The sequence below is a fragment of the Eisenbergiella massiliensis genome (assembly GCF_003435485.1).
This window is the reverse complement of the sequence record NZ_QVLV01000005.1, coordinates 179,263-200,341: the sequence shown is the minus strand read 5'-3', so window position 1 is coordinate 200,341 and position 21,079 is coordinate 179,263. Positions and strand designations below refer to the sequence as shown.

Below are 21,079 nucleotides of genomic sequence, written 5' to 3'. Positions count from 1 at the left end.
TCATAAGTTAAATGCAAGAGAAGGAGGAACTCTCATGGTAAAAATTACTTTTCTGGGGGCAGGAAGTACGGTATTTGCAAGGAATGTCCTTGGGGACTGCATGTGCACACCGGTGCTCAGAGATGCGGAAATCGCATTATACGACATTGACGGAGAACGTCTGAAGGATTCAGAAATCATCCTGAAGGCTATCAACCATAATGTAAACGAAGACAGAGCGGTTATCAAAACCTATCTTGGTGTGGAAAACAGAAAAGAAGCGCTGCGTGACGCTGACTTTGTTGTAAATGCCATTCAGGTAGGCGGCTATGAGCCCTGCACCGTAACTGATTTTGAAATTCCCAAGAAATACGGCCTGAAGCAGACTATCGGTGATACGCTGGGAATCGGCGGCATCATGCGCGGACTCCGTACCATTCCCGTAATGGAAGGCTTTGCAAGGGATATGGAAGAGGTCTGCCCCAACACCCTTTTCCTGAATTACACCAACCCTATGGCAATTCTCAGCGGCTACATGCAGAGATATACGAAAATCAGAACCGTAGGCCTTTGCCACAGCGTTCAGGTCTGCACCGAAGGACTTTTGAAGGGTCTGGGAATGGAAGACAAGCTGGAAGGCGCCACGGACTATATCGCTGGCATTAACCATATGGCCTGGCTTTTGGATATCAGGGACAAAGACGGAATCGATCTTTACCCCGAAATCAAAAAGCGTGCGCTGGAGAAGAATAAAAATGAAAAGCATAACGATATGGTGCGTTATGAATACATTAGAACCCTTGGCTATTACTGCACAGAATCCAGTGAACATAACTCCGAGTATAACCCGTTTTTTATTAAGTCCCGTTATCCGGAAATGATCGATAAGTTCAATATTCCGCTCGACGAATATCCCAGACGCTGCATCAAGCAGATCGCGGACTGGGAGCAGGAAAGGGATAACATCCTTAAGGACGGCAAGATAACCCACGAACGTTCCAGGGAATATGCTTCTTATATTATGGAGGCAGTCGTAACCAACCATCCTTACCAGATTGGCGGAAACGTACTGAATACAGGCCTGATTGACAATCTGCCTTCCGACGCATGCGTGGAGGTTCCCTGCATGATCAATGCAAAAGGTGTAAATCCCTGCCATGTAGGCCGCCTGCCCGTACAGCTGGCCGCCATGAACCAGACAAACATCAACGTACAGCTGCTTACCATTGAAGCTGCGAGGACAAGGGATAAGAACTACATTTACCAGGCAGCTATGCTGGATCCCCATACTGCGGCAGAGCTGAATATCGATGATATCCGCAGCATGTGCGATGAGCTGATTGAAGCCCATGGCGAGTACATGGCAATGTATAAATAAATGCATTCCGGAGGTTCTGCCGGTACACGATCCACGGCGTACTGCGTGCGGATAAGCAAAAGTAAAAAAGTAAGAGCTACTCCGGACAGCAGTTTTAAATGAGAGAAAGCCTTTCTTAGGAAGGTATTTCCAAAAGAAGCAGTAAGCTAAGAAACAAAAGGCTAAGAAACAATAAGCGGTTATACAAACGTTGGTTTTGTATAACCGTTTATTGTTTCTATATTCCATAAATCATTTCCCGCCAATAAGAAAATGCCATATAATATTTATATTTAATACCGAACTGCGCTCATAGACTTAATTCCCATAAAATATTATAATATTCAAGACACTTTATATCCTTTATCAAGATAAAAAGCCATTTAAAAAAGAGGACTAAAAGCAAGATAAAAACAAGTGAACAAATAAACAAACCAATCAGAAAAAAATCATATTGCCGCATGCAAAGGCACATATTACCGCACGGACAGGCACAGGCTGTAAATCACCCTGAAAACTACTCATTAATGCAGCATCGCAGGCAAGACTACAATATACAGGAGATAATAATGGAAGAAAAATATCACCCATCCCCGGATTCCCCAACAGAAATACCATTCCACCCAGCCCATGCCTCTTATCTGAAATCTCTGGTAACCCAGGCCGGAGCCCGGGATCCTTCCCATCTGATATTTGGCGCGGATCGCCACAAATACAAGCTGAATCCCCCTGCTTCACCGGAACAGGTGCGCCGGTTTGAGGAAAAACATAATCTTCTGCTTCCCGAGGAATACAAATTTTTCCTCACTCAGATAGGGAACGGAGGGGCAGGCCCTTACTATGGCCTCTATTCTCTTGATGAAGCGGAACGGTATACGGAATACCTGGAGACTACGCAAACCGCTGCAAAGCAAAAGGATGAAGAAGTCCCGGTGCCCGCCTTCATCGACCGGCGCATGACGCCGGAGGACTGGGCCGTCCGCATGGAGGAGCTTGATAACTGCAGCGATGATGAATACGACTCATTGATTTATAAGCTCTGCGCGGGAATGCTGGTCATCGGAACCCAGGGCTGTACCTATGACACTGTTTTGATGTGCAGAGGAAGTGAGCGCGGTAAAATCGTCTATATCGACTGGAACCTGGAACCGGAGTACGGCCCCTTTTTTACCGGAATGCCCTTTCTTTACTGGTACGAAATGTATTTTCAGGAAATCCTTCAGGATCACAATCTTACCTCCTACGGATACCTGTGCCTGAAATCCGAAGAAGAGCTTGTTAAGGACTTCTGCGAAATGGACAAAAAAACAGCGGTGGAAGACAACAGGGATGTTCCGCCCCTGAATAAGGAACAGCTTCTGTCAAGCCTCTTCCGGTTCAAAACCGCCGCTGCAGAAACCATAGATTTTCTTGCAGCATTGAAGGAACCAGAATTGGATGCCATGAGGACGGAGCTTCTTTTCCGTTTTGATTTACACAGGGGCCGGGAGGTCTTTGAACAGCTTTTGTCAGGAAGCAATCCTGACGCTGCCATTTGCTGCGCCAGAAGACTGCCGGAGGGTGAAAAGTGCCGCTATTACCAGCCCATGCTGCAGCTTTTATATGGAGAAAATGTTACAGAAAAAAACAGGCTTCTGTATTTCCTCCATGACTGCAAATGCCGCCGTGCCGGGGATATCATCGTTTTTGCAATGGATAACAACAATAAAGAGGAAACAAGAAAAACCGCTGTCTACGTCATCGGTACCTGCGATGATAAAATGAACTATGTGAGAGAGCTTTCCGAATTAATGCGGGGAGAGTCCTACTGGCTGGCCCATACAGCGCTTCAGGCTGTCTTCAGAAGCAAATGCAGGAAGCTTGACGATACCTATCTTTGGATGTGGAAGAAATATAAAACCGACCGGATGATGAGCGCAAATCTGAAAATCGCCTTCCAGACAAATGGAATCAGCCCACAGTAGAATCATCAGGATAAACGCATCAGCGTAGGCGGCCTCCTTCCTGCCATCCGAAGCTTCAGCTGCCAGCCGTCTTTTTTCCCGGGCAGGATGGAGGCCGCCTACGCTGATGCGTTTATCCTGGCAGAATCATAAAAATGTCAAAACCCGCGTTTACTTTTCCTCATCCTCACATATGCTACTTTAGTACAAAAAAAAGATTTAATAGTGCAAATTTTCCAAAACTGTGATAAAATGGCAGACGAAAATCGTGATTGACCCATGAAAGGAGATCATATGAAGTATTTTGGTACCGATGGATTCAGAGGAAAAGCAAACGAGGTTCTGACGGCGGACCATGCCTTTAATATCGGGAAGTTCCTGGGCTGGTATTTTACGGACGGCGCCCATAAAAAGGCGAGCTGCGTTATCGGAAAGGATACCAGACGCTCCAGCTATATGTTTGAATATGCCCTGGCGGCAGGCTTAAGCTCAGGCGGCGTAGATGTCAACCTGCTTCACGTTACCACCACGCCCAGCGTATCCTATGTGACAAAGAGCGGGGATTTTGACTTTGGCATCATGATTACCGCCAGCCATAACCCTTTTTATGACAACGGAATTAAAATTATAGACAAAGACGGCTTTAAAATGGAGGATGCCGTACTGGAAAAGGTGGAGGATTATCTGGACGGCAAGGTGGAAATCACCTGCGCCCGCAATGAAAATATCGGTAAAATTACCGACTACATCCAGGGAAGAAACCAGTATATCAGCTATCTCACCTCCACTACCATACATTCCTTCCGCGGCTACAAGGTGGGTCTGGACTGTGCCAACGGCGCCGCCAGCAGCATTGCCAAGACGGTATTTGAAATGCTTGGCGCCCGCACTTATATGATTCATGATGAGCCGGACGGCCTGAATATTAACGTGGACTGCGGTTCCACGCATATTGAGTCCCTGCAGAAGTTCGTAGTGGAAAAAGGTCTGGATGTGGGCTTTGCCTTTGACGGCGATGCTGACAGATGCTTTGCTGTGGACGAAAAAGGAAATGTTCTGGATGGCGATTTGATTATGTATCTGTGCGCCGTGCACATGAAGGAAAGGAATGCGCTGATTGACGATACGGTGGTTGCCACAATCGCCTCCAACATGGGAGTGGAAAAGGCTCTGGAAAAGCAGGGCATCCGCATGAAACGCACGCCGGTCGGCGATAAATACGTATCCCTTGAAATGCAGGAGCATGGCTACAGTATAGGCGGCGAGGAATCCGGACATATTATTTTTAACAAATACAGCACCACAGGGGACGGCATTTTAACCGCCATCCGGGTGATGGAAATTATTGTGGGAAAGAAAACCATGCCTTCCTTCCTGACCGCAGGAGTCACCCTGTTCCCCAAGACACAGATTAACAAACGGGTGCAGGATGCCGCGGCAGTACTGGAAAATCCCGTGGTAAAAGAGGCCATTGACCAGGCTTCTCTGGAGCTTGACGGCTCAGGCCGCGTGCTGATCCGCAAAAGCGGCACGGAGCCGGTGATCCGGATTCTGGTGGAGGCCCGTGAGGAAGAGGTCTGCCGGAAGCTGGCTGAACAGATTGCCGCGAAGATGGAAGAGGCAGGACAGTAAAAATAAGGCATACAGGAAAATAAAGAGCTGAGGCAGGGGAGCCATAGCGGAAAAGATTTCCGTAAGGCTCCCTTCTTTCATACGGATATGATATACTTTTAGTAACTATTCAACAGTCCAGCGCTTTGCGCTGACCGTAAGAAAATGATTCAGTTAGTAACCATTCGGCTGGTCCGCTGCAGAAAACAGGGAGATTGAAAATGAACGTCAGAAAAATCGGGCTGAGGGCAGGCATGGCCTTTCTTCTTATATTGCTGCTTTTTACGGCAGGCTGCGGCAGGCAGGCGCAGGAGGAGGTAAGTGCACCTGAAAAAACGGTGGTAACGCTCTGGCATTACTGGGATATCCCGGCCTGCCAGCAGACTCTTTCGAAGCTGGTGAAGACATTTAACGCATCCCAGGATCGCATTACGGTGGAAATAAAATATGTACCGGATGAGGATTTTAAGAAACAGCTTGCCCTGAGCATGGCGGATGGAACCATGCCGGACATTGCGGTGGTGGATTCCTCGGATTTCCGGTTTTTCCATAATATGAAGCACTTTGCGGATTTGACAGGGAAGCTGGAGGTGCTTCCCGAATATCTGCCCCAGGCGATGGAACCCTGTGAAATTGACGGAAGGGTTTACGGCCTTCCTTTTGGAATGAACTGTCCGGCGCTGATTTACAATAAACAGATGCTGGAGGAGGCAGGCTGCGCTGTGCCTGCAACCTGGGAGGAATTCTGCGATACGGCGGTCCGTACCACAAACGAATCCCACTACGGGTTTGCAGTGGCGGGAATACAGAGTGAGGAAAGCCTGTATGCCTTTCTTCCGGTGCTGTGGTCTATGGGAGGGGATGTGACGCGGATAGACAGTGAAGCGGGCAGAAACGCATTCAGCCTTCTTGGGACGCTTTCGGAACAGGGCGTTTTAAACAGACAGAGCGTGAGCATGACGCTGGCGGATGTGATGCACCAGTTTTCAAAGGGAAAAACGGCGATGATGTTCAATACCTGCATGACAGTGGGGTATATCCGCAAAAACGCGCCGGATATAGAATTCGGCATTGCCCCCATTCCCTCGGACGGGGAAAGGATAACCACGGTAGGAGGCGAAATCATGGCCGTATCGGAGGATGGACATGTGGAAGAGGCGCTGGAGTTTATGCGCTACCTGGCAGAACCCCGGAGGATGCAGTCCTATATGGATGATTTCGGCTTCCTTGCCCCAAGGGATGACGTCATGGAAAAGCAGTTTCCCGACGACGAAGAGCGCAGAGCTTTTGTAGGGCTGTTTCAAACGGCCAGATGCAGGGAATTTGCACCCTGGTGGCCCAGCGTATCAGGAACGGTGACCGAAGCCATGGAAAATGTCATTCTTGGGGCCGGCGTGGAGGAAACCTTAAAGGAAGCGGAGGAAACCATTACGCTCCTGCTGGAGCAGGGAGGCGGCGAATGAAAAGACCCTGGGGAATTCGTATCAGATTGATTTTTATGCTTCTCACATTGCTTTTTATCCCCATCCTGATTTTTGCAGGGGTATCCCAGCTGCGGCTGAATTCATCCATGGAGGAAAGCCTGGACAGCCGGGTGCAGGCAGGCCTGGAAAAGTCCAACCGCAGTCTTTCCCTTACCCTGGAGAAATATTATACGCTCCTTTACGACTTCTGCACGGATGACGATATGATAGATTTGGTGGAAAAATTCAATGCCGGCGCAGAAGATATGGAATCCGTTAAAATACGTATCCGCAGGGAACTGAAGCATATCTGCAACCGGAATGACGGCGTGATTGGACTGGCTGTTTTTACAGCGGACGGAACCTGCCTTTACTATGACGGCCTGTCATCCTCCACCAGCGAAAGTCTCTGGATAAACAGCAGCATGAATCTGCTGCAGGATGAGGTGGAGATGTATCAGCCCATAAAATACGCCACAGTGGCGGGAAATGATCCGGTATATGTTTTTTCCATCCAGAGAAGGCTGATTGATTACAGGGATATCCATAAGGAAGTGGGAAGCGTTCTTATCAGCGTGGATGAGAGAGTGCTGCAGGACGCCATGAAGGGAACCGGAAGTGAAATCTTTGTTCTGGAGCAGGACGGCAGAGTGCTGAGCGCGCCGAACAACAGCATGATCGGTTCCACCATCAGGCTGGATCAAATCAGCCGCATCGGAAACCGGTCATATTCGGAATATAAGGCGGCATCGGTAACAAACGAAAAGAGCGGCTGGAACATTGTGGAGTTCTATCCCCTGTCCCATTACCAGAAAACCATGCGGGATCAGTTCTGGCTGCAGGTGGGAATGGTTTTCGGCGTCTGCATTGTCCTGGTGTCCGCTGTACTGATTGTGATTCATCCTGTAATAGTGTCCGTGGAAGCCGTTTTGAAGGCCATGCACCGGGTGGAGGAGGGCGATTTTACCACCCGGGTGGAAAAACGGGGCAACATGCCCGTGGAGGTTGTGGAGATTGCGGACGGCTTCAACGAAATGGTGGCGCAGACCGATTTGCTGCTGGGACAGGTCAGGCAATCCGCCCTGGAACAGAAAAACGCGGAAATATCCGCCCTGGAGGCCCAAATTGATCCACATTTCCTCTACAACACCCTGGATACCATTAACTGGAAGGCGATTGCCAGAGAGGAATATGAAATCAGTGAAATGGTTGGGGATTTGGGAGATATCCTCCGTTATGCCATCAAGAATGCAGGCGGTGTCACCACACTGGGAGAAGAGATCGCCTGGCTGAAAAAGTATACCCGCCTCCAACAGGAGAAGCTGGGAAAGGAAATCCAGATTTTCTGCAGCCTCACCTCCGAAGCCGCAAAATGCCCCATGCATAAGCTGCTTCTGCAGCCCTTTGTGGAAAACAGCATCAGACACGGGCTGCATGGCAGCAAAAAAGAACCGCTCCTGATAATAACCGGAGAGCTGGAAAACGGTATGCTCCGGGTAAAAATCGAAGATAACGGAAAGGGTATGCCTGAAGAAACGGTGACAATCCTGAATCAGCCGGATTATCACAGGGAAGACCATTTCGGAATAGAAAATGTGAGAAAAAGGCTGCGGCTCTATTACGGGGAGGCCGCCAGCGTTCTCTTTGAAAGCCGCCCGTCCGAATATACGAGGGTGACGTTGTGTATTCCCGTAATGGAGGAAAAGAAAATTGAGAATTGTGATAGTGGAAGATGAAGCGCCCATCAGGGAAGGCATGGAAGGAATCCTGAAAAAACTCAATCCTTCCTATGAGCTGGCGGGAAAAGCCGCCGATGGCATTGAGGGCCTGGAGGTCATCCGTCGTGTAAAACCGGATTTAATCATAATGGATATCCGCATGCCTGATATGGATGGCCTGACCATGCTAAAAAAGCTGCGGGAAGAGGGCGTTGCCAGCAAGGCCCTGATCCTGAGCGCATATTCTGATTTTTCCTATGCCAAACAGGCCATGGAGCTTGGAGTGAGCACCTATCTTCTCAAACCTGTAAAAATCCAGGAGCTGAAAAAAGTGTTGAAGCAGATGGAGGAAGAGGTACAGGAGAAAAATCACCAGGGAACGCTGCTGAGCCTGGAAAGTATGACCCGCAGCGCATTGACGGGAATTCTGGAAAAAACGGAGGAAACCGCCGCCGCGCTTGAGAAAAAATATGATATTAAAGCAACGGATCCGATGACCGTTTTCATCATTTGGCTGGGACGGTTTTATGATGAAAGGAAGGACATTGTGCTCCGTATCCTCGGTGAGGTGGACGGGCATGTGCAGGGCTTCAGCAGCGTGGTGACCGCATTCCCGGAAAGGACGCAGTGCACGATGGTGCTGTACCATATGGAGCAGGATCGGGACTGGGAAGCTTATTTTAACCGTTCCGTAGTCCCTATGCTGCTTTCCAATACCGACAGCAAAGCGGTGTGTGTCTGGGATGAATGCGGGGGCTTTTATGAACTGGAGGAAAGCCGGAAGAGGATACGCCGGCTTTTGGAATGGAGCCTTTCACTGGGCAACGGGAAAATCATATCTGAGCGGCGCATCGCGGACATTCCCGTATATCCGCTGAAATATCCGCCGGAGCTGTCCCTGCGGCTGAAACAGTCCGTCATCAAGGGCGATGAAAAGGAGTTTAAAGCCTGCTTCACGGAATTCCTGAATTACTGCAGGGATCAGGTGCATAAACCAAAGGATATCAAGGAAGCGTGCATTACATTTCTGTGGACAGCTCTGAATACGGCCCGGGAATACATAACCTTTGAGGAAAATGAGCTGGAGGTTCCGGAGCTGCTGGAGGCCATAATGAACGCTTATACCTGGGACGATGTGGGCGTGAGCATGAAGCGCCTGTTTGACGCCATCATGGCGGGGGGAATTACCGGAAAGCAGGAAGTAAGCCCCCTGATCGCCCGGGCGAAGCGCATGATTGAGGAATACTACAGCCAGGGCATTACCATGGAGGAGGTCGCCAGGAAGCTGGCTGTTTCCCCGGAATATCTGAGCCGCCAGTTCAAAAAGGAAACCGGCATATCCTTTACGGAGGAGGTCCGGAATGTGAAAGTGGAAAAGGTAAAGACCCTGCTTCTGGGAACCAGCCAGAATCTGATCCAAATCGCAGCAATGACCGGCTTCTCCGATCCGAAATATATGAGTAAGGTATTTAAAGAGGAGGTAGGCGTCCTCCCCGCGGAGTACCGCCAGATGAACAGCTGAATCCTGATTATCATGGAGGAAAGCCGTATCCGACAGCGGTACAGGACGTATTTTCCCCTCCCCAAAAAAAGGATAACACCCCGTTTCACCGATGAAAAAGGACACGAAAACCCACTTTTTCACCGTGAAACGGGTTACAAAGTGCAAAAATTTCCCCCAATATTAAGATTTTCCTCCTAACAGGGAGGAATTTTTTTTGTATGATAAATACAACGAAAAAAGAAACTAATCGATGACGGCTTACAGATGCGCCAAACGTAAAAAGCGAACATAAAGAACACAACCAAAGATGAATTTCAGGAGGTATTGAAATGAAATCAGTTAATATTTATCTGGAAAATGCAGCGGCAGCAGAATCCTTCGTACAGACCATGAGACAGTTCGAAGGAGAATATGACCTGGCTCTCGGAAGCTATACTGTGGATGCCAAATCCATCCTGGGCGTATTCGCCCTTGGTATCGGAAAAACTCTGAACCTGGTATTTGTGAACTCCAAAGGAGAAGACGAGGATGTATTGAATGCAGTGGAACGTTACCGTATGGCTGCATAAATACGATTTGTATAATTAACAGTTTCCCCCAAACAAAGACGGTTCCCCGGAAAAACAGGGAACCGTCTTTGTTTATTGAGGAATCCATATTTCCACCAGGCAGGTATCCTCCGCGTCGTTCCAGGACACATATTTTTCAATGGTGGGAAGCGGGCCCTTATGGAACCTGCTGGAGGGCAGAAACTCCGTGTTAATCTGGCGCCAGACATTTCCCAGCGTATTGTCCGAAATCTTACCGCTTGCCTCGAACTTCAGCCAGGTGGTTGCAGGATATTGGTACACACTGTACTCATCCCCATCGTAATCCTCACATTCCACGGCGCACATATAGTCGTTGTTTCCCTCATCGTCGAAACCGAAGCATAATCCCAGGTCAAAGAAGCTGCCGGTAAGCGAACGGATCCGGTCATTGCTGCCGTCGCTCTTTACGATGGCCCAGGTACCGCCGCCGTAGGGCGTAATCCTCCTTATACCGATGACCTGAAAGGCTTCTCTCTCCACTACGCTGTAATTCATTTTTTCTATCCCCCTGATATTAATTTCAAAAGTGAGGCGGCAGTAAAAAACCAGGCTGGGGTTGGATTTCCTGACCTCCGCAGGAGTAATGCCGTACAGGTTTTTAAACGCCACCCGGAAGGCATCGTCCGACTGGTAGCCATAATCCATTGCGATGTCAAGTAGTTTTCTGTCAGTATTCAACAGCTCATATGCCGCCATGGTCAGCCGCCGCCTTCTCACATATTCTGAAAAAGGAATCCCCACAATCTGTGAAAAAGAGCTCTGAAACATGGAATACGGACATGCCGCAATCTTGCTGATTTCTTCTTCGGAAATCTCTCCGTGTACCGAAGCCTCCACATAATCCATCACCTTGTTAAGCCTTGTCGTCCAATCCATTATCCCTCTGTCTCCTCCTTACCTTCAGTATATCCAAACTGCAGAATCCCGCCCGATAATTATACAGTTAATTTTAACGGATATGAGAGGAAAAGGAAAGCATATTCTCTCCGGGGCCCAGGTGGGGCGCAGGATAAATGCATCAGCGTAGGCGACGCCCTTCCCGCCGTCCGAGGCTGCGGCTGCCGGCCGTCTTTTTCCCGGACGAGATGGGGGTGTTGTCCGATCCAGTTTCAAAAACGGGGTATTTCTAACTGTCCCGGTAAACCAGAATTCCACCAACGCGGCCAGAACTCCTCTCGCAGCGACTTACGTCTGCTGCGTTCGTCAGACAGGCCGCTAAGGACGGCGAAATTCTGGCCTCCCGGGACAGTAAGAAATATCCGCCGTTTTTTCTTATGGTTCGGACAATACCCCCATCTCGTCCGGGAAAAAGACGGCCGGCAGCTGCAGCCTCGGACGGCGGGAAGGGCGTCGCCTACGCTGATGCGTTTATCCTGAGGTGGGGCATGTCCTGTAACCGGAAAAGAATGGAATTGTGGAATCGGGGAAACGATGGTAGACTAAAATAAAGCAAAAAGAGTCAGAACAGTAGTAAAATGGAGCGTTGTTCTGCGGAATGCCTGAATATACATGGAGGCGGAGAAGATGGATACATACCGGGTTTATCTGGTGGATGACGAGCCATGGGCGCTTGTTTATCTGGAGAAAATTGTAAAGTGGGAGGATTTGGGCTTCAGGATTACAGGAAAATTTGAGAATTCCATGGAAGCCTTTAACCAGGCGGTCTCCGATCCTCCGGATGTTATATTTATCGACATACGGATGCCGGAAATGGATGGTTTGAGCTTTATGAGAAAAGCTGTGGAAGCGGGGCTTCCCTGCCGGTTTGTTGTTATCAGCGGATTTGCAGAATTTAGTTATGCCCAGGAGGCCATACGCATGGGTGTGGTATGCGATTATTGCCTGAAGCCCATTGCCAGGGACAAGCTCACAGCGTTGCTTGGTAAGCTGCATTTGATATTAGAGGAACAAAAGGAAAAGCAACAGGAAAAAGAAGAGATCCCCCTGACGGAAAATCCGGTATTTCAGGAGTTGCTGACTTATATGCACGGACATTTCCAGGAAAAGCTGGTGCTGAAGGAGCTGGCGGAGCAGTTCCACCTGAATGCCAATTACTGCTGTGCACTGTTTAATAAGGATACCGGCGGTTCTTTTTCCGAATATCTCACCTCTATCCGAATGAAGGAGGCGGAACGCCTCCTGACCCATACCACGCTGTCACTGGAGGAAATTGCAGTGCAGTGCGGCATCCAGGACTATTACTATTTTAATAAGGTATTCAAAAAATACAGCGGCGCAACACCCAGCCAGTATCGGAAGCAAAGGAAAAACCCGGAGAACCGGGCTGCCATGGAGGAGATATGAAACTGAGTTTTAAGAAAAGTATTGTGCTTATTATATTTGCGGCAGTGTTAATCCAGATTGGCAGCCAGTTCATATATATACACAGAATTGCGGAAAATTCAGCGAAGCGTCTGCTTTCCTATACCAATACCACCGTGAAACAGATAGAAAACAACTTGGATTCAGCTTTTAAAAGCATTGCCTATACCACCACCTATTTTTCCATCAACTCCGCTGTACAGCAGTTTCTGTCGGAAGAAGAGCAGCTGGAAAAATATAAAATGCTTACCTTCGTGAATGATACCTGCCAGGCAGCCATGGCCATGAATTCCCAGATACAGACAGCTCTGTTGTTTGATAAGGAAGGAAATTGTGAATTCAGCTACAGCTCGTCGGAAATGAAATTCCATGAGGAGCTGAAGAAAATCGAGAGGGAATGCTACCGGGAAGCTGTAAATAATCGTTTTATTTTCTATCAGGGTGACGACGGCCGGGAAATGCTTCTGTGCATTACTCCTATTTATTCCAATAAGGCGGCCATTTTTACCGAGAGCCAGCGCATTGGTACAGTGATGCTTGTCATACGGCCTAATGCCATCATGAAGGTTTTAGAGGAAACCGGGAATTCGGAGGAGGTAGAGTTCTATCTTCTCGATCCGGAGGGGCGGATCATGGCGGCCAATTCCGGCGCGGATACCCTGGAAAGGGATCTGCGCGGCTTTACCTATCTGGAACGGGAAATCTGGGGAGAGCAGGGCTTCCGTATCGTTGCAAAGATTAACAACCATCAGGTGGTAAAAGAATACGACCTGTTTAAAAGCCAGATGCTGCTCAGCTGTGCCATAATGGTGGGAATGCTGCTGCTAATTGGGTGGCTTTTCAACCAGACCATTGCCCATCCCATTGACAGGCTGATCGGGGAAGTTGCGGAGCTTGGCACGAACCGGAGAAAAAAACAGATTACCGGAAAATACCACTTCCAGCTCACCCCCCTTGTTGATAAAATGAATGAAATGCTCAGAAACAACGACCAGATGTCGCATCGAATCTTTGAAACACAGAAACGGCTGTACGAGTCGGAGCTTGTGAAAAATGAGAGTGAAATCTATGCGCTCAGAAGTCAGATTAACCCCCACTTCCTTTACAATACGCTTCAGTGCATGGGTGGAATCGCCCTGATGAATGATCAGCCCGTAGTGGCGGAAATGGCAGCAAACATGGCTGAGATCTTCAGATATTCCATTAAGGAAGGTGATAAGGTTAGCATGGAGGAGGAGGCGGATTTCCTGAGAAAATATCTGGATATCTGCGATGTGAGATTTAACGGCAGATTTAAGTGGAGGATAGAACTGGAGGAAGGACTGGAAAGCCTGCATATTGATAAAATGATTCTCCAGCCGCTTGTGGAGAATGCGGTTTACCATGGACTGGAAAAACGGACCGCGCCCGGAGGAATGCTGTGGATTCAGGGAGAAAAAGAAGGCAAGAGCCTGATTTTCCGTATCACCGACAACGGCTGTGGGCCGGATGAAGAGCAGCTTGCACTCCTGCAGGCAACCCTGGAAAATAAAGAGCTCCTGGAGCAGGAAAGGCGCGCCAGGAAGAGGATAGGGCTTGTAAATATCCAGAGCCGTCTGAAGCTGATGTATGGGGATGCAGGCGGCCTGACATTCGGCCGGAAGGAGGGAATGACAATAGTAACGGTGAAGCTGCCCATAGATATACAGGAAGGGCGGTAGTTTCCGAAAGCGCGTGGATCGTACCGTCACGCGCTTTCCTTATGCCTGCTGCAGTCTTCTTTTGTCTGCCATATTTTTTGTCATAAACTGAGTTTTTTACAAAAATAACTGATTTCGTTTCATAGGCTCTTTTTTATTCCTTTGATAAAATAATCTTATCAAAAAGAGAAAGGAATGAGGGGTCTTGAAAAATAAAGCACTGTTCAGAAAAAGTCTGAAGAAGAACGGAATCTTATATTTATTTCTTTTGCCCATGATAATCTACATCCTGATTTTTAACTATATGCCTCTGGCAGGGCTGCAGATTGCTTTTAAGGATTTTGTAGCTACCAAAGGAATTTGGGGAAGCGAATGGGTGGGTTTCAAATATTTCCAACAGTTTTTCAGTTCTCCCATGTTCTGGAAGCTGCTGAAAAATACGCTGGTAATCAGCCTGTATCAGCTGGTGTTCAGTTTCCCTATCCCCATAATACTGGCGCTGATCCTGAATTATACACCCAACCAGAAACTGAAAAAAATAACGCAGACCGCCACCTATGCGCCGCATTTTATTTCCACAGTGGTTCTGGTGGGCATGATGTTCGTATTCTTCGATCCTGCGGCCGGAATCGGAACCACTATCCTGAAGGGATTCGGAATGAATAATCCCCAGGTGCTCACCGACCCTGCCTCATTTCCCCACCTGTATGTCTGGTCCGCCATCTGGCAGACTACCGGCTGGTCGTCAATTATATATATAGCGGCGCTGTCCGGAGTCAGTCCGGAGCTGCATGAGGCAGCGATTGCGGACGGAGCCAGCAAGCTGCAGCGTATTATTTACATCGATATCCCCATGCTGATACCCACGGCAGTGATTCTGCTCATTCTAAACTGCGGAAATATCATGAACCTGGGCTTTGAAAAGGTGTATCTGATGCAAACGGCGCCCAACCTGTCCACATCAGAGGTTATAAGTACCTATGTTTACAAGATTGGTCTTCAGGGACAGCAGTATTCTTATGCTTCCGCTATCGGCCTTTTCAACAATATAATCAACTTTACAATCCTCATTCTCGTCAATCAGATTGCGGGAAAAACGACGGAAAATTCATTGTGGTAAGGGAGGGTGATTATGGAAACGAAAAAAATTAAAGCCGGAAGGGAAGACCGGATTTTCAATATTGCGGTGACCGTGATTTCCCTTATAGTGCTGGTCATTGTACTGTATCCACTGTACTTTGTAATCATTGCTTCCATCAGCTCTCCGGAAGACATATCCCTGGGAAAGGTAACCTTTCTTCCCTCCGGTATCAATTTTGCAGCGTATAAATTCGTTCTGGAGGAATGGAAGATCTGGAGAGGCTATCTGAATACGATTTTTTATACTTTTTTCGGTACTCTTTTGGGTACCAGCGTTACCCTCATGGCAGCCTTCGCCCTGTCCAGAAGGGATTTGTTCGGCAGGAATGTAATTACCAAGCTTTTTGTATTCACCATGTTTTTTTCCGGCGGACTGATTCCCACTTATATGGTGGTCAGCAGCCTGCATCTGGTAAACACTAGGACTGTTCTGGTTGTGATGGGAACTGTGACCGTATATAACATGATCATTGCCAAGACCTTTTTTCAGAACAGCCTTCCTGAGGAACTGTTTGAAGCGGCGGAACTTGACGGCTGCGGGATTGGAAAATTCTTTTTCAAAATCGCGGTTCCCTGTTCAAAAGCGATTATTGCGGTGATTGCACTGTATGTAGGCGTCAGCCAATGGAACTCTTACTTTACGGCAATGATTTATGTGACGGATCAGAAAATATATCCTCTGCAGCTTGTGCTGAGGGATATCCTGATTCTTGGACAGCAGCTGACACAGATAACGGATCCGGCTGAAATCGAGGCTCTTGTGGAACGCCAGAAGGTAGCACAGATAATCAAATATGTAGTCATTATCGTTTCTTCGCTTCCGGTCATCTGTGTATATCCGTTCCTGCAGAAATATTTTGTAAAAGGCGTTATGATTGGTTCGGTCAAAGGTTGACGGACCTTCAGATAAAGATACAAGCTATGAGAAGAAATTGGAGGGAGTAATTATGAAACTCAAAAGATTGATTGCAGCGGCGGCCGCCGCCGCCATGGTAATGTCAGTTCTCGCAGGATGCGGGAACACGGCGGAATCAGAAAAAACAGAAAGCACAGAAAGCACAGCCACAGCGGCCTCAGAGGCTGTCAATAAGACGGGATATCCGATTATGAATGAGGATTATACCTTTAAAATTGTATATCCGGTAGCCTCTACGGACAAAATCGGCGGTTGGGAAAACAAGGATTTTGTTAAAAAAATAGAAGAGGAAACAGGCCTGAAAATTCAGTGGATGGGAATACCTGAAGCATCCTATAACGATCAGGTGGCAATCATGATTGCTGCGGGAGATCTGCCGGACGCATTTATCGGCCAAATACCCAACTTTGCACAGTTCCTGGATTCCTTTGTCAAGATGAACGATATGATAGACGAATATGCACCCAATCTGAAAGCGTTTTATGACAAATATCCGAATATCAAGCTTGCCAGTGTATTTCCCGATGGTTCCATGTACGGACTGCCGGAGGTGCAGCTGGATGGCTATGTAGCCGGTAAGAGTCTTGCCATTAATAAAAAATGGCTGGAAAATGTTGGAATGGAGATGCCCGAAACTGCGGACGAACTGTTTGATGTACTTATGGCATTTAAAACGCAGGATCCCAATGGAAACGGACAGGCAGATGAAATTCCCTTTGCTTTTTACAAGGACAGGAAATTTGATTTGCTCAAATCCGCCTTCGGTTTTGCCGGCTATGATGAGAAGGACTATAAATATCCTTACTTGCAGGTAGTGGATGGAAAAGTTGATTTTTATCCTGTTTCCGATAATTACTATGCCTATCTGCAGTATCTGAATAAGCTGTATTCCAACGGGCTGATAGATCCCAACGGTTTTATTCAGGAAGAGGTAGATATGATTGCCAAGGGTACCAACGCCCAGATTGGCGTATTCCCCAACTATTCCTATGATGACATTACTGTAGGCGATTATGCAAATGAGTATACATACCTTCTTCCTTTAAAGGACAGCAGCGGGGAAAGACATTATCTTCCCAGCTCATGGTCAGGCTCCGTAATTGTAAACCAGTTTTCCATTACAAAGAACTGCCCTTATCCGGAAGCAATGCTCAGACTTTACGATTATATCAACAGTTCTTTTGAAAACAGGCTTCTTTTCGGATGGGGTCCCAAGGATATGGCCTGGGTTGACAATGGCGATGGGACGATTTCCAAGAAGGCAGATCCGGTTCTGGAAGGCTATAACAGCTATGCTGAGGTGCGCCACACTTTATCCATGGGCATAAAAGGTGTATTCTTATGGACTGAAGAGGATAATGCAAAATTCGCAGTAACTTCCGATCGTGAAATCAAATATATGGAGAGACAGGATCCTTATATGGAATGCGCCGTAAAGGAATTTATACCTGAAGGCCAGGATTATCCTGAAAACACCCAGGAAATTAATGTACTTCTTACGGAGTTAAGGACCTATATGGATAATTTCATGGCGGAAAGCGTAATGAATGGAATTGATGACACCAAATGGCAGAAGCATCTGGAAGACTGCAAAAAGTTTAATTATGAAAAATATACGGAGCTGAATCAGGAGTATTATGATAGAATGATGAAGCTGGCTGAAGAATAAGCAATGAAAAGGCCATAGGCTGGCGATTACGGCCATGGCCTTTTTCTTTCATAGGAAGAAAGGATGGAGAAAAATTATGAAAGCAATCATGGTAATGTACGATTCCCTGAACCGTCACATGCTTTCCCCATACGGCTGTGACTGGACACAAACCCCGAATTTCAAACGCCTTGCGGACCGCTGCGTCACGTTTGACAAATGCTATGTGGGAAGCCTTCCCTGCATGCCCGCACGGCGGGAAATCCACACAGGACGTTACAATTTCCTGCACAGAAGCTGGGGCCCCATGGAGCCCTACGATGATTCCATGCCGGAAATCCTGAAGAAAAACGGCATTTACAGCCATCTGATCAGCGACCACTATCATTATTGGGAGGATGGAGGCTGCACCTATCATAACAGATACAGCAGCTGGGAAAATGTGCGCGGTCAGGAGGGGGATCACTGGAAGGCCTGCGTAGGTGAGAAAGAACTGCCTCCGCATCTGGGAGAGTGCATTAAGCAGGACATGGTGAACCGGGAATACGCGGATACCGTGGAAAAAATGGCACAGACCCAAACCTTCCAGGCCGGAATGGAATTCCTGGACAGAAACCATGAAAGCGATAACTGGTTCCTTCAGGTGGAGACCTTTGACCCTCACGAGCCCTTCTATGTACAGGATGAGGATCTCATGGGCTTTGAGCCGGAATATGACGGCCCATTTTTCGACTGGCCGGGCTATCATCCCGTAACGGAGGAGGAGAAGCCGTATGTCCGGCATGTACGCAATAAATATGCTGCCCTTCTCAGGATGTGCGACCGCAGCCTGGGCAGGATTCTGGATAAAATGGACGAATATAACCTGTGGGAAGACACCATGCTTATCGTTAACACGGATCATGGCTTTATGCTGGGAGAACATGACTGGTGGGCAAAGAGCAACCATATCAACTACTACGAAGAGATTGTACATACACCACTGTTTATCTATGATCCCAGAAGCCGGGCCGCGGGCCGCTGTGACTGCCTGGTCCAGACCATCGATCTGGCGCCCACCGTTCTTGACTTCTTCGGCCTTCCGGTTCCGGATGATATGCTGGGACATCCGCTGGGCGATACGATAGCGGAGGGTAAACCGGTGCGCAGCACCTGTTTGTATGGAACCTGCGGTTCCCAGATCAGCTGTACCGACGGCCATTATGCCTATATACTGGCGCCTGCGGATAAGAACAATAATCCATTGTATAATTATACACTCATGCCCACCCATATGCGTTCTATGTTTCCGACACAGGAGCTGCAGGAGCTTGAACTCAGCGAACCCTTCTCCTTCACCAAGGGCTGCCGCCTCCTGAAAATTAAAAATCAGGAAAAGAAGGAATACCTGGATGAAAACGGAGAACACCCTTATGAAACGCTGCTGTTTGACCTGGAGAAGGATCCCGGGGAACTCTCCCCCATATCTGATCCTGCGTTAGAAGCATACTTCAGGAAGGAAATAGCCCGTCTCATGAAGGAAAACGATGCGCCCGCCGAGCAGTATGAGAGGATGGGGCTTTTGGAGGAAGCAAAAGAAATTCAGTAAAATAAACAGCCTAAGGCTGCTAAACTGTAACGAAAGCACTGCAATAACCGGAAAGCCCGGGGAACGGTTAAGCTTCTCCCCGGATTTTCCGGTTATTTTGCTTCATATATCTGATATGCCGTTCTCATTTTGCCCCTTTGCCATTCGGCTGATAAAGTATACATAATTTCTTATATTCTCTGTTTTTCACAAATTGAATCCCTGATTTTTATGCAATCACACAAAAGTAAAAAATGTAGTAAAAACAGCTTGCTTTTTTAGGGAAGCAAGGTTATATTCTAATTATCACATTGCTAATCATATCAGCAATATATACAAAGAGAACATTATAAGTATGAGGATAATATGATGGAATATGACAAGATCCTGAAAATACTGAAACAGGAAATGGCGGCAGCCATGGGATGTACGGAACCGGTAGCCATTGCCTATGCCTCAGCAAAAGCCAGGGCAGTGCTGGGAAGGAAACCGGACAGAGCCAGAGTAAACGTCAGCTGCAATATACTGAAGAATGCCATGGGAGTCGGTATCCCCGGAACTGATATGGCGGGCCTGGAAATGGCGGCTGCGCTGGGTATCATTGGAGGCGACAGTGAGGCAATTCTGGAGGTGCTTCACAGCATAACCCCGGAACACATTGCGGAAGCAAAAGCATTTGCAGAAAACTGTGTGGAGGTATCCTTAGAGGATACGCCCAAGAAGCTGTATATAGAAGTGATTCTGGAAACGCAGGGACATTCCGCATCCGTGACCATAGAAGACAGCCATACCAATATAACAAGAATTGTCCATGATTTGCTCTGCATTTATGACAAAAGCGGATGCGAGGAGCTTCCCACAGAGGAATATGACAGGTCTGTTCTGACAGTGGACAGCATATATGATTTTATAAAGCATGTGGACAGCAGCGAGCTGGAATTCCTTGACGGCTGTATCAAAATGAACTGGGCCATTGCCCAGGAGGGACTGAAACGCGGTTATGGATTGAATGTAGGGCGGAGCATTTACGATGATATAAGAAGCGGCGCAACGGCGGACGATGTGCAGAATTATGCAATAGCGGTTACCGCGGCAGCAGCGGATGCCAGAATGGCAGGCTGTGCAATGTCTGTAATGACGGTCTGCGGCAGCGGAAATCAGGGACTGACGGCAACGCTTCCTGTGATTGCGGCCGTTTATAAAAGGAATGGCAGCTCCGAGCTTCTGTACCGTTCCCTGGCGTTGAGCTGCCTGATAACAATCCACGTGAAAAGCTATATTGGAAAGCTCTCCCCTCTGTGCGGCTGCGGAATGGGATCCTCTATCGGCGCCTGCTGTGCATTTGTGTACATGCAGGGCGGCGGACTGGGCCAGATTAAAAGGGCGATTAACAACATGATAGCAGATGTATCCGGCATTATATGTGACGGCGCCAAGGCAGGCTGCGCACTTAAGATAGCAACGGTAATTTCAAGCGCCTTCCAGTGCTCCATGCTGGCATTGAAGAATTATGGCGCAGGAGAGCTGGACGGAATTGTATCAGGAGATGTGGAAAGCACCATCAGGAACCTGGGGGAACTGGGAAACAGAGGAATGGCCGATACGGATCAGGTGATTCTGGACATGATGGTTTGCAGATAAA

At 48.0% G+C, this 21,079-nt stretch carries 15 protein-coding genes; 14 read left to right on the top strand and 1 reads right to left on the bottom strand.

Annotated features, from left to right (window positions below):
- The first annotated feature begins 34 nt into the window (after window positions 1-34).
- From melA to DXC51_RS09475, 7 genes are all read left to right on the top strand, one after another.
- Window positions 35-1,357 (top strand): alpha-glucosidase/alpha-galactosidase, encoded by a 1,323-nt coding sequence (gene melA, locus DXC51_RS09505; RefSeq protein WP_021634822.1) that lies wholly within the window; start codon window positions 35-37, stop codon window positions 1,355-1,357.
- 548 nt (window positions 1,358-1,905) lie between these two features.
- Window positions 1,906-3,300: an SMI1/KNR4 family protein gene (locus tag DXC51_RS09500; RefSeq protein ID WP_117544366.1), complete on the top strand. Its 1,395-nt coding sequence runs from the start codon at window positions 1,906-1,908 to the stop codon at window positions 3,298-3,300.
- Between the two features lie 273 nt (window positions 3,301-3,573).
- The gene (glmM, locus tag DXC51_RS09495; RefSeq protein WP_025487717.1) at window positions 3,574-4,911 is read left to right on the top strand and encodes a phosphoglucosamine mutase; all 1,338 of its coding nucleotides are present in this window, start codon (window positions 3,574-3,576) and stop codon (window positions 4,909-4,911) included.
- Window positions 4,912-5,111: 200 nt separating this feature from the next.
- Window positions 5,112-6,353 carry an ABC transporter substrate-binding protein gene (locus tag DXC51_RS09490; protein WP_117544365.1) on the top strand — a complete coding sequence of 414 codons (1,242 nt, stop codon included), beginning with the start codon at window positions 5,112-5,114 and terminating at the stop codon, window positions 6,351-6,353.
- Window positions 6,350-8,089, top strand: coding sequence for a sensor histidine kinase (locus tag DXC51_RS09485; RefSeq protein ID WP_117544364.1), 1,740 nt, complete (start codon window positions 6,350-6,352; stop codon window positions 8,087-8,089). The genes DXC51_RS09490 and DXC51_RS09485 overlap by 4 nt, the downstream gene beginning before the upstream one ends.
- Window positions 8,073-9,593 carry a response regulator transcription factor gene (locus DXC51_RS09480; protein ID WP_243003175.1) on the top strand — a complete coding sequence of 507 codons (1,521 nt, stop codon included), beginning with the start codon at window positions 8,073-8,075 and terminating at the stop codon, window positions 9,591-9,593. Before DXC51_RS09485 ends, DXC51_RS09480 begins: the two co-directional genes overlap by 17 nt.
- A gap of 311 nt (window positions 9,594-9,904) precedes the next feature.
- Complete coding sequence (locus DXC51_RS09475) at window positions 9,905-10,144, top strand: HPr family phosphocarrier protein (RefSeq protein ID WP_021634829.1); 240 nt, start codon at window positions 9,905-9,907, stop codon at window positions 10,142-10,144.
- Between the two features lie 72 nt (window positions 10,145-10,216).
- Here the strand turns inward: DXC51_RS09475 and DXC51_RS09470 are convergent, their stop codons facing one another.
- Entirely contained in the window at window positions 10,217-11,041 is an 825-nt protein-coding gene (locus tag DXC51_RS09470) for an AraC family transcriptional regulator (protein WP_117544362.1), read from the bottom strand.
- A 648-nt stretch (window positions 11,042-11,689) separates the two neighbouring features.
- On the opposite strand from DXC51_RS09470, the gene DXC51_RS09460 reads away from it, so the two are divergent.
- From DXC51_RS09460 to DXC51_RS09430, 7 genes are all read left to right on the top strand, one after another.
- The gene (locus DXC51_RS09460; protein ID WP_180998023.1) at window positions 11,690-12,469 is read left to right on the top strand and encodes a response regulator transcription factor; all 780 of its coding nucleotides are present in this window, start codon (window positions 11,690-11,692) and stop codon (window positions 12,467-12,469) included.
- Window positions 12,466-14,187: a cache domain-containing sensor histidine kinase gene (locus DXC51_RS09455; RefSeq protein WP_021634833.1), complete on the top strand. Its 1,722-nt coding sequence runs from the start codon at window positions 12,466-12,468 to the stop codon at window positions 14,185-14,187. Before DXC51_RS09460 ends, DXC51_RS09455 begins: the two co-directional genes overlap by 4 nt.
- Before the next feature lie 184 nt (window positions 14,188-14,371).
- Window positions 14,372-15,286, top strand: coding sequence for an ABC transporter permease (locus tag DXC51_RS09450; protein ID WP_117544360.1), 915 nt, complete (start codon window positions 14,372-14,374; stop codon window positions 15,284-15,286).
- 12 nt (window positions 15,287-15,298) lie between these two features.
- Window positions 15,299-16,201 (top strand): carbohydrate ABC transporter permease, encoded by a 903-nt coding sequence (locus tag DXC51_RS09445; RefSeq protein WP_117544359.1) that lies wholly within the window; start codon window positions 15,299-15,301, stop codon window positions 16,199-16,201.
- Between the two features lie 52 nt (window positions 16,202-16,253).
- The gene (locus DXC51_RS09440) at window positions 16,254-17,891 is read left to right on the top strand and encodes an extracellular solute-binding protein (protein WP_117544358.1); all 1,638 of its coding nucleotides are present in this window, start codon (window positions 16,254-16,256) and stop codon (window positions 17,889-17,891) included.
- Window positions 17,892-17,967: 76 nt separating this feature from the next.
- Window positions 17,968-19,458 (top strand): sulfatase family protein, encoded by a 1,491-nt coding sequence (locus DXC51_RS09435; RefSeq protein WP_117544357.1) that lies wholly within the window; start codon window positions 17,968-17,970, stop codon window positions 19,456-19,458.
- Window positions 19,459-19,803: 345 nt separating this feature from the next.
- Window positions 19,804-21,078 (top strand): L-cysteine desulfidase family protein, encoded by a 1,275-nt coding sequence (locus DXC51_RS09430; protein ID WP_243003166.1) that lies wholly within the window; start codon window positions 19,804-19,806, stop codon window positions 21,076-21,078.
- The last annotated feature ends 1 nt before the right edge of the window (window position 21,079 follow it).